Origin of the sequence: Cellulomonas triticagri, from assembly GCF_003696205.1 — a bacterium.
Lineage (GTDB): Bacteria > Actinomycetota > Actinomycetes > Actinomycetales > Cellulomonadaceae > Cellulomonas > Cellulomonas triticagri.
The window spans coordinates 1-10,105 of sequence record NZ_RFFI01000134.1 but is presented as its reverse complement, the minus strand read 5'-3'; the positions used below and the strand labels follow the sequence as shown (position 1 = coordinate 10,105).

General features: G+C 75.1%; 10 protein-coding genes. 5 read left to right on the top strand and 5 right to left on the bottom strand.

Annotated elements, in window-relative coordinates; genetic code table 11:
- Positions 1-350 (bottom strand): FAD-dependent oxidoreductase (locus tag EBM89_RS22255; RefSeq protein WP_233571833.1); only part of this gene is annotated, 350 nt, incomplete at its 3' end.
- Positions 351-504: 154 nt separating this feature from the next.
- On the opposite strand from EBM89_RS22255, the gene EBM89_RS17810 reads away from it, so the two are divergent.
- The 4 genes from EBM89_RS17810 (at position 505) to EBM89_RS17795 (ending at position 5,215) form a co-directional block, all read left to right on the top strand.
- Positions 505-1,695 carry a GGDEF domain-containing protein gene (locus EBM89_RS17810; protein ID WP_122150978.1) on the top strand — a complete coding sequence of 397 codons (1,191 nt, stop codon included), beginning with the start codon at positions 505-507 and terminating at the stop codon, positions 1,693-1,695.
- A 51-nt stretch (positions 1,696-1,746) separates the two neighbouring features.
- Entirely contained in the window at positions 1,747-3,063 is a 1,317-nt protein-coding gene (locus EBM89_RS17805) for a M50 family metallopeptidase (protein WP_122150977.1), read from the top strand.
- A 76-nt stretch (positions 3,064-3,139) separates the two neighbouring features.
- On the top strand, positions 3,140-4,303 hold the full coding sequence (ispG, locus tag EBM89_RS17800; RefSeq protein WP_122150976.1) for a flavodoxin-dependent (E)-4-hydroxy-3-methylbut-2-enyl-diphosphate synthase: 1,164 nt from the start codon (positions 3,140-3,142) through the stop codon (positions 4,301-4,303).
- Positions 4,304-4,318: 15 nt separating this feature from the next.
- Positions 4,319-5,215, top strand: a complete 897-nt coding sequence (locus EBM89_RS17795; protein ID WP_233571834.1) for a GNAT family N-acetyltransferase — start codon at positions 4,319-4,321, stop codon at positions 5,213-5,215.
- 3 nt (positions 5,216-5,218) lie between these two features.
- On the opposite strand, the gene EBM89_RS17790 is transcribed toward EBM89_RS17795, so the two are convergent.
- The 4 genes from EBM89_RS17790 to EBM89_RS17780 all read right to left on the bottom strand — a co-directional run bounded on the left by EBM89_RS17790 (position 5,219) and on the right by EBM89_RS17780 (position 8,083).
- Positions 5,219-5,611 (bottom strand): type II toxin-antitoxin system VapC family toxin, encoded by a 393-nt coding sequence (locus EBM89_RS17790; protein ID WP_158609715.1) that lies wholly within the window; start codon positions 5,609-5,611, stop codon positions 5,219-5,221.
- Entirely contained in the window at positions 5,608-5,868 is a 261-nt protein-coding gene (locus EBM89_RS21440) for a hypothetical protein (protein WP_158609714.1), read from the bottom strand. The genes EBM89_RS17790 and EBM89_RS21440 overlap by 4 nt, the downstream gene beginning before the upstream one ends.
- Positions 5,869-5,912: 44 nt before the next feature.
- A complete protein-coding gene (locus EBM89_RS17785) occupies positions 5,913-7,076 on the bottom strand; it encodes an LCP family protein (protein WP_147463609.1) in 1,164 nt (387 codons plus the stop codon).
- 101 nt (positions 7,077-7,177) lie between these two features.
- A complete protein-coding gene (locus EBM89_RS17780) occupies positions 7,178-8,083 on the bottom strand; it encodes an Fpg/Nei family DNA glycosylase (protein WP_122150973.1) in 906 nt (301 codons plus the stop codon).
- Positions 8,084-8,138: 55 nt separating this feature from the next.
- Between EBM89_RS17780 and EBM89_RS17775 the strand changes: the two genes are divergently transcribed.
- On the top strand, positions 8,139-9,947 hold the full coding sequence (locus EBM89_RS17775) for a proline--tRNA ligase (RefSeq protein WP_122150972.1): 1,809 nt from the start codon (positions 8,139-8,141) through the stop codon (positions 9,945-9,947).
- Positions 9,948-10,105: the final 158 nt, after the last annotated feature.

The following is a 10,105-nucleotide window of genomic DNA, read 5'->3' as shown; positions in this document are numbered from 1 at the left end:
AGCGCGTCCGCCGCCTCGGTGCCGTGCCGGTCCGCGACGGCGGCGGCGTCGGCGGGGGAGCCCGCCGAGCACCAGCCGCCCGCGCGGCCGGTCGCGCCGTGCCCGACGGCGTCGGCCTCGACCAGCAGCACGTCCAGCGCCGGGTCGTGCTCCAGCAGGTAGTAGGCGGTCCACAGCCCCGCGAGCCCGGCACCCACCACGACGACGTCGGCGGTGGTCGACCCGTCCAGCGGCTCCGAGGCCGGTCCGGTGGGCGCGTCGAGCCACAACGACGCGGTGTGCGGGTCACCGCCCGACCGCCACGCGAGGGTCGGCGGGTCCTGGCGGGTCGTGCCCTGCGCGTCGTCCACCCGGCTCCGTCCGTCGTCGTCCTGGCCCGATCGTGTCCGCCGGGGCGCGCCGGCGCAAGGGCGGCGACCACCATCCCACCCGCCGGAACCCTGCCGCCGCTCAGGTCCCGGCGGTACGGTGCGACGACCCGCCGACCCCCCGGAGCGCCCGCCGATGTCCGCACACCCGCCGCCCCGCGAGCTGCCGCTGGCTCGGCGCTCGGGCGACCCGACGATCGGTCTGATCCGCCGGGTGCTGCTGGTGTGCCTCGCCGTGGGCGCGGTCGCGGTCGTCGCGGTCCTGGTGCTGCGGTGGGACGACGTCCTGGTGCGCGGGATCTCCCCGGTGCTGCTCGCGGTCGTGCTGCTGTTCGGGTGGGTGGTGCTGCGCCGGCCCGAGGCCACCGTCCCCGTGTCCCGCCTCGTCCTGACCGGGCTGGACGTGCTGTGGCTCGTGATGATGGCGACGCGGCTCGCGGCCGGACCCGGCGGGTGGGCCGCGCTGTTCCCGACGACGTTCATGGGCCTCGCCCTGTTCGTGGTCATCGGCTACCTCGTCTACCCGACGCGGTGGGCCGCGTGGCACGCCGCGGCGGTCGTCGCCCTCGGCGTCGGCGCGGGCCTGGTCGGCCTGCTGCTCGGCCCCGCCACGGCGACCCGGGACGAGCACGTCGTCGACCTGCTGCGGTACGCCGTCTACCTCGGGGTGCTCGCCGCGCTGGTGTGGGTGCTGTCCCGCACCAAGGAGCACGCCTCGCGCGCGTTCCTCGTCGCCGAGCACGCCAGCGCCGAGGCGGCCTCGATGCGGGAGATCGCCTCCCGCGACCCGCTCACGGGGGCGGCGAACCGGCGCCGGCTGCAGGAGGAGATCTTCTACCAGGCCCGCGTCGTGCGGTCCGGGCTGCCCGTCGCCCTGGTGTTCCTCGACCTCGACCGGTTCAAGGCGGTCAACGACGTGCACGGGCACGCCGTCGGGGACCAGGTGCTCGTCTCCGTCGCCCGCGCGCTGGTGGAGCACGTGCGCTCCGGCGACCTCGTCGCGCGCCTCGGCGGCGAGGAGTTCGTCGTCGTGGCGCCCGGGATGGACCTGGGCGGGGCGGCGGCGCTCGCGGAGCGGTTGCGCGCGGCGGTCCCGACGGCGGTGCGGCGCGAGGTGCCGGTCGACGTGACGGCGAGCCTCGGCGTCACCGCGCTGCGCTCCGACGAGGAGCCCACCGCCGCCATCGCCCGCGTCGACGCGCTGATGTACCGCGCCAAGCGCGGCGGTCGGGACCGGGTCGAGGTCGAGGTCGTGGGCCACGCGGGTGACGTCCAGGCACCACCCAGCCTCACGGGGCAGGATGAGGGGTCGTCCCGGCTCGCCTGAGCCGCCCCGCACCAGCCGGCCGCCGCCGGTCCCGCACCGCATCGGAGTTCCATGGCCTACGTGATCGGCGTCGTCGTGCTCGTGGTGGGCATCCTCGTGTCCATCGCGCTGCACGAGGTCGGGCACCTCGTGCCCGCCAAGAAGTTCGGCGTCCGCGTCAGCCAGTACTTCGTGGGCTTCGGCCCGACCCTGTGGTCCCGCACCCGCGGGGAGACCGAGTACGGCGTCAAGGCGATCCCGCTCGGCGGCTACGTCCGCCTGATCGGCATGTACCCCACGCCCGAGGCGGTCGGGAACCCGCCGGTGCGCGGCTTCTTCAGCCGGATGGCCGCCGACGCCCGCGAGGCGTCCGCCGAGGAGATCCACCCCGGCGAGGACCACCGCGCGTTCTACCGGCTGTCCACGCCGAAGAAGCTCGTGGTCATGCTCGGCGGCCCGGTGATGAACCTGCTCATCGCCGTCGTGCTGCTCGCGGTCACGCTGGTCGGCATCGGCACCCCGGCGTCGAGCACCACCCTGTCGTCGGTCAGCCAGTGCGTGCTGCCGGTGGGCTCCCAGGCGACGGAGTGCGGCCCCGACGACCCGGCCGCACCGGGCGCCGCCGCGGGCATCGAGCCGGGGGACACCGTCGTCGCGTACGACGGCGTCGCGGTCGAGTCGTGGGAGCAGCTCAGCGGCATGATCCGCGGGACCGGCGCCCAGGAGGTGCCGGTCGTGGTCGAGCGCGACGGCGAGCGCCTCGACCTGCGCGTCACCCCGGTCGTCGCGGAGCGGCCCGTCCTGGACGACGCGGGCGCACCCGTGGTCGGCGACGACGGCGAGGTCGTCACCACGCAGGTCGGGTTCCTCGGCATCAGCCCCGGCACCGAGCTGCAGCGTCAGCCCGTCTCGGAGGTCGTGACCCTCACCGGCGAGGCCGTCTGGCAGACCGGCAAGGCCATCCTCACGCTGCCGACCAACCTCGTCGGCATCGCGCAGAGCGCCTTCGGTGGTGCCGAGCGGTCCACCGACAGCGTGCTCGGCCCGGTCGGCATCGTCCGGCTCGCGGGCGACGTCGCGTCCTCCGACGTCGAGGGCGTGGGCGTCGCCGAGCGCGTCGCCGCCATGCTGCAGCTGCTCGCCTCCCTCAACATCGCCCTGTTCGTGTTCAACCTCGTGCCGCTGGTCCCGCTCGACGGCGGGCACGTCGCCGCCGCGCTGTGGGAGGGTCTGAAGCGCCAGGTCGCGCGCCTGCGCCGCCTGCCCCGCCCGCGCCCGGCCGACGCCGCCCGGCTGCAGCCGCTCGCTCTCGGCGTGTTCGTCCTGCTCGGCGGGATGGGTCTGCTGCTCGTCTACGCGGACATCGTGGCGCCGATCTCGCTCGGCTGAGCCCCGTTCCGGCCCGGCCGGGGCCGGTCGCGCGCGTCCACGGGTGCGGCCGGGGTCGCGGTGCGATGATGACCGGGTGAGCGTCCCGATCAGCCTCGGCATGCCGGAGGCCCCCGCCCCCGTGCTCGCGCCGCGTCGCCCGACCCGCAAGATCCGCGTGGGCAAGGTCGACGTCGGCGGCGACGCGCCGGTGAGCGTGCAGTCCATGACCACGACGCTGACGTCCGACGTCAACGCCACCCTGCAGCAGATCGCCGAGCTGACCGCCGCCGGCTGCGACATCGTCCGGGTCGCCGTGCCCACGCAGGACGACGCCGACGCGCTGCCCGCCATCGCGCGCAAGTCGCAGATCCCCGTCGTCGCGGACATCCACTTCCAGCCGCGGTACGTGTTCGCGGCGATCGAGGCGGGCTGCGCCGCCGTGCGCGTCAACCCCGGCAACATCCGGAAGTTCGACGACCAGGTCAAGGAGATCGCGCGCGCCGCGTCCGACGCCGGGGTGTCGCTGCGCATCGGCGTCAACGCCGGGTCGCTCGACCCCCGCCTGCTCGCGAAGTACGGCAAGGCCACCCCGGAGGCGCTGGTCGAGTCCGCCGTGTGGGAGGCGTCGCTGTTCGAGGAGCACGACTTCCACGACTTCAAGATCTCCGTGAAGCACAACGACCCCGTCGTCATGGTCCGCGCCTACGAGCTGCTGTCCGAGCGCGGCGACTGGCCCCTGCACCTCGGCGTCACCGAGGCCGGCCCGGCGTTCCAGGGCACCATCAAGTCCGCGACCGCGTTCGGTGCCCTGCTCAGCAAGGGCATCGGCGACACCATCCGGGTGTCCCTGTCCGCGCCGCCGGTCGAGGAGGTCAAGGTCGGCATCCAGATCCTGCAGTCGCTCAACCTGCGGCCCCGCAAGCTCGAGATCGTGTCCTGCCCCTCCTGCGGGCGCGCGCAGGTCGACGTGTACACGCTCGCCGAGCGCGTCACCGCCGGGCTGGAGGGCATGGAGGTCCCGCTGCGCGTCGCCGTCATGGGCTGCGTGGTCAACGGACCGGGGGAGGCCCGCGAGGCCGACCTCGGCGTCGCGTCTGGCAACGGCAAGGGCCAGATCTTCGTGCGCGGCCAGGTCATCCGCACCGTCCCCGAGTCCGCGATCGTCGAGACCCTGATCGACGAGGCGATGCGCCTCGCCGACGAGATGGGCCCCACCGACGCCGCGACGGGTGGCGGCCCCGTGGTGACGGTGGGCTGAGCCGTCGTGCGCGGGCTGTGGGAGGACGTCGCCGCGGGCGACCTGCGCGCCGGGCCGGGCGCGGGCCGGCTGCTCGGCCAGGACGACCTGCCCCGGGCGCTCGCCGTCTGCGGGCGCGATCCCGTGGCGTCCGTCCTCGCCACCACCCGGCTCGAGCAGGCGGCCGCCGTCGGCCTGAACCGCGTCGGCGGGCTGCTGTGGGGCTACGAGGTCGACGGCGAGCTGCTGGCGGTCTGCTGGGCGGGTGCCAACGTCGTGCCCGTCGTCCCCGACCCCGCCGTGCGCGAGGACGCCCTCGACGCGTTCGCGGCGTTCGGGCGCGCGCTCGGCCGCCGCTGCTCGTCCGTCGTCGGCGACGCCCCGTCCGTCCTCGGGCTCTGGGACCGCCTCGCCCCGTCCTGGGGCGCCGTCCGGGAGATCCGCGCCGACCAGCCGTCGATGGTCCTCGACCACGAGCCGTCCGTCGCCGCCGACCCGGCGGTCCGCCGCTCCACGCCCGAGGAGTACCCGATCGTCCTGCCCGCGTGCGTGCGGATGTTCACCGAGGAGGTCGGGTACTCGCCGGTCGTCGGCAGCGGCGGCGCGTACGAGGCCCGGGTGCGGTCGCTGGTCCGGGAGGGACGCTCGTTCGTGCGCGTCGAGGACGGACCCGCCGGGCCGCGCGTGGTGTTCAAGGCCGAGCTCGGTGCCGTCGCGGGCGGGGTCGCGCAGGTGCAGGGCGTCTGGGTCGACCCGGAGCGGCGCGGCGAGCGCCTGTCCGAGGCGGGCATGGCCGCCGTCGTCACCGCCACGCGCCGCGACGTCGCGGGCACCGTGTCCCTGTACGCGAACGGGTACAACGAGCGGGCGCTGGCGGCGTACCGCGCGGTGGGGTTCCGGCAGGTCGGGACGTACGCGACCGTGCTGTTCTGAGGGTCAGCCGGTCAGGCCGATGACGGCGGTTCCGCGTGCGGCGGCCTCGCGGGCGAGTCGGGCGTCGAACGTGGCGAGGGGCACGCCGACGTGCTCCGCGGTCGCGAGGACGCACGCGTCGGGCATCGTCAGCGCGGCCTGCGCCCGGACGACCGCCAGCGCGATCGGTCCGGGGTCCGTGGTGGGCGAGCTGCGCAGGCCCGCGGCCTCGAACGCCGCGTGAGCCGCGTCCTGCGCCCCGGCCCGTGCCGGGCCGACCAGGACCTCGGCCATCGTGAGCGAGTGCAGCACGACGCCGTCGCTGCCGTGCTCGACGAGGATGTCGCGCGCACGGCCGTGGTGGACGTGGTCCGGCGTCGAGGCGGCGATGACCACGTTCGCGTCGACGACGATCACGCGTCCCACCCCTCCCGGACCTCGTCGAGGTAGCCGGTGGGGTAGTGGGGAGCCAGCGCGGTCAGCCCGGCGACGGCGCGCCGGTGCTCGCCACCGGCGCGCTCCTCCTCGGCGGCCACCGTCTCGGCGCCGGTCTCGATGAGGTGGGCCAGCAACCGCGACGGAGGCTCTCCGGGCCACCGTCGGCGTGCCAGGTCGAGGGCGTGCGCGACCTCACGGGTCTCGGTGATCGCGTGCCGGGGCCGGGTGGTGGGCATGTCAGGAAGTGTAACACCGGGCCGTTCGGTGTGACACCGAGGCGTCAGGCCCCGGTCGCCGCGCCCGTCGCCGCACCGGTGGGGTCGGTCGTCGCGGCGTCGGTGAGCGGCTGGTCCGCCGCGATCCGGGCCCACAGGTCGTCCGCCGCGGCCGTCCACTCGACGCGGCCCGCCTCGACCGGGGAGTCGATCACGGGGACCGTGACCGGGCTCAGCGTCGCCGGGTCGACGTCCCGCAGCGTCAGCGCCAGGCCCGCGAGGTCCCGCACGTCCGCGAGGCCCGAGCTGATCGACAGCGACCGCGTGACGCTGGTCAGCACGGGCAGCAGCGTGCCCGCGTCGGTCAGCAGGTTCGTGCTCTGCACCTGCGCGGCGAGCGCGTCGATCAGCTGCTGCTGCCGCTCGATGCGCGCCAGGTCCGAGCCCATCTCCAGGCCGTTGCCGGTACCGGTCCGGGCCCGGAGGAACGCCAGGGCCGTCGTGCCGTCGAAGACCTGCTGGCCGGCGGGCACGTCGAGCCCCGCCTTGGGGGAGTCCATCGCCTCGGGCAGGTCGATGGGCACGCCGCCGAGCGCGTCGATCACGTCGCGGACCCCGTCCATCTTCACGACGATGCTCTCGTCCGTCCGCAGGCCCGACGCCTGCTCGAACGTCAGGCGGGTGCACGCCGCGGCGGCGGCGAGGTTCTGGGTCGTCCCGGCACCGACCTGGAACGCCTCGTTGAACATGTGCGACGCGCGCGGATCGGTCGTGCTGCCGTCCTCCAGCGTGCAGGACGGGATGTCGACCAGGGAGTCCCGGGGGATCGACACCACGTCGACCCGGCTGCGGTCCGCGGACAGGTGCACCAGCAGCGTCGTGTCCGAGCGCATGCCGTCCACGTCCCCGGCCAGCGCCGCGTTCTCGCCGTCCCGCACGTCGGTGCCCATCACCAGGATGTTGATCGGGCGCCCGGCGTAGCCGTCGACGGGGGCCGCCTCCTCGGCCGCGGCGGGCCGGTCGTCGCCAAGGAACTGGTCCACGTCGGCCACGTCGATGCCGCCCTGGACCTGCGCGTACAGCGCCGCGGCACCGGTGGTGCCGGACAGCGCGAGCACGCCGACGGTGATCGCCGCGGTGCGGGCGACGCGCCGGCTCGCGCGGGGTCGGCGGGCGTGGCGCACGGGCTTGGTCACGGCACGGGTGTGCCGGGTCGTGGAGGTGGCCATCCTCCGAGGCTAGGCAGCGCGTGGTCGGGCCGCAGGCGGACGGCGTGCGCCTCGCGGCAGGATCGTGTGCGCGCCTCGTGAAGGCCCGCCCGGGGCACCGGCTACCGCAGCAGCCGGGACATCCGCCGGTCGGCGAGCGGCTTGCCGCCCGTCTGGCAGGTCGGGCAGTACTGCAGCGACGAGTCCGCGAACGACACCTCGTGCACCGTGTCCCCGCAGGGCGTCCCGTCCCATCCGGGGCAGGGCTCGCCGGTGCGCCCGTGCACCCGCATCCCGCGCCGCTTCGCGTCCTTCAGCTCCGCGGCCGGCCGGCCGGCGGCGGTGGCGACGGCCTCGCGCAGCACACCGAGCGTGGCGGCGTGCAGCCGGGCCACGGCGTCGGCGTCGAACGACCGGGTCAGCGCGAACGGGCTGGTCCGGGCGACCAGCAGGATCTCGTCCGAGTACGCGTTCCCGATGCCGGCGATCGTGCCCTGGTCCCGCAGCAGCCCCTTGATCTGCTGGTTGCGGGACGACATCAGCGCCGCCAGGCGCTCCGGGGTGAACTCGGGGGACAGCGGCTCCACGCCGAGCGTCGCGACCGGCGGCACCTGCGCGGGGTCCGTGACGACGTGCACCGCGAGGCGCTTGCGGGTCCCCGCCTCGGTGAGGTCGAACCCGGAGCCGTCGTCCAGCCGCACCCGCAGCGCCAGCGGCGACTTGCCCGGACGGACCGGGGTGGCGGGCAGCGACTCCGACCACCGCAGCCACCCCGCGCGGGCCAGGTGGAACACCAGGTGCAGCGTCTCGCCCGCCCCGCCGCCCGCCGCCGGGGGAGCGACGCCGAGGTCCAGCCACTTGCCGTGCCGCTCGGACGACACGACCGTGCCGCCCACGAGGTCCTGCGGCGCGGGACGGAACGTCTTCAGGGCGCTGATCGCCCCGACCTCGACCCCCGTCACGGTGCGCCCGACGGCGCGCCCGCGCAGGAAACCGACCAGCGACTCGACCTCGGGCAGCTCCGGCATGCCCCCATGGTGGCCCAGGCGTCCGACACCCGGCACTCCCACTAGGCTCAGGCCCATGCTGCTACGCCTGTCCACCCTGTTCGTCCGCACCCTGCGCGAGGACCCGGCCGACGCGGAGGTGGCCAGCCACAAGCTGCTCGTCCGCGCGGGCTACATCCGCCGCGCCGCCCCCGGCATCTACACGTGGCTGCCGCTGGGCCTGAAGGTGCTGGCCAAGGTCGAGCGGGTCGTGCGCGAGGAGATGGAGGCCGCGGGCGCGCAGGAGGTGCACTTCCCGGCGCTGCTGCCGCGCGAGCCCTACGAGGCCACCGGTCGCTGGACGGAGTACGGTCCGAACCTGTTCCGGCTGCAGGACCGCCGCGAGAACGACTACCTGCTCGCGCCCACGCACGAGGAGATGTTCACGCTCCTGGTCAAGGACCTGTACTCCTCGTACAAGGACCTGCCGCTGACGCTGTTCCAGGTCCAGACCAAGTACCGCGACGAGGCGCGCCCGCGCGCGGGCCTGATCCGCGGCCGCGAGTTCGTCATGAAGGACGCCTACTCCTTCGACCTCGACGACGAGGGCCTGGAGGCGTCGTACCAGGCGCAGCGCGCCGCGTACCAGCGCATCTTCGAGCGCCTCGGCCTGGAGTACGTGATCGTGGCGGCGACGTCCGGCGCGATGGGCGGCTCCCGGTCCGAGGAGTTCCTCAACCCGGTGGCGATCGGCGAGGACACGTTCGTGCGCTCGCCCGGCGGCTACGCGGCCAACGTCGAGGCCGTCACCACGGTGGTGCCGCCGGCGCTGCCGTACGACGACGCCCCGGTGAGCCACGTCGAGGACACCCCCGACACCCCGACGATCGACTCGCTGGTCGCCGTCGCGAACGAGCGGTTCGCCCGCCCCGACCGCGCGTGGACCGCCGCCGACACCCTGAAGAACGTCGTGCTCGCCCTCGTGCAGCCCACCGGCGAGCGCGAGCTGCTCGTCGTCGGCCTGCCCGGCGACCGCGAGGTCGACCTCAAGCGCCTGGAGGCGTCGGTGGCGCCCGCCGAGGTCGAGACCGCGACCGAGGCCGACTTCGCCGCGCACCCCGAGCTCGTCAAGGGCTACATCGGCCCGCTCGCGCTCGGCCCCAACCCGCAGGGCCTCGCGCTCGACGCCGAGGGCCGCACCGCCGTGCGGTTCCTGCTCGACCCGCGCGTGGTCGAGGGCACCCGCTGGATCACCGGCGCGAACGTCCACGGGAAGCACGTCTTCGACCTCGTGGCCGGGCGCGACTTCACCGCGGACGGCACCGTCGAGGCCGCCGAGGTGCGCGCCGGTGACGAGGCCCCCGACGGCTCCGGCCCGCTGGAGCTCGCCCGCGGCATCGAGATCGGCCACATCTTCCAGCTCGGCCGCAAGTACGCGCAGGCCCTCGGCCTGACCGTCCTCGACCAGAACGGCAAGACCCAGGTCGTCACCATGGGCTCCTACGGCATCGGCGTCACCCGCGTGCTCGCCGCGCTGGCCGAGGCGAACCACGACGACCGCGGTCTCGCCTGGCCCGCCGGGGTCGCGCCCGCGCACGTGCACGTCGTCGCGACGGGCAAGGACGCGGCCGTGTTCGAGGCCGCCGAGTCGATCGCCCAGACCCTGCACGCCCGGGGCATCGAGGTGCTCTACGACGACCGCCCCAAGGTCTCGCCCGGCGTGAAGTTCGCCGACGCCGAGCTGCTGGGCGTGCCGCTCACGGTCGTGGTCGGCCGGGGCCTCGCCGACGGCGTGGTCGAGGTGCGCCCGCGCGTCGCCACCGACGGCTCCCAGGCCGAGCAGGTGCCGGTCGCGGACGCGGCGGACCGCGTCGCCGAGCTCGTGGACGCGCTCCTGAGCCGGTAGCCCGAGGTCGTCCGGAACGCGACGAGGCCGTCACCCACGGGTGACGGCCTCGTCGTCGTGCGGCGACCTCGCGCGGCGCCTCGGTCGGCGTCGCGCGGCCGGCGGGTGCGGGGGTGGTCGCGGGCGGTCCGCCTGGCGGCGGCGCAGGCCGCCCGGGT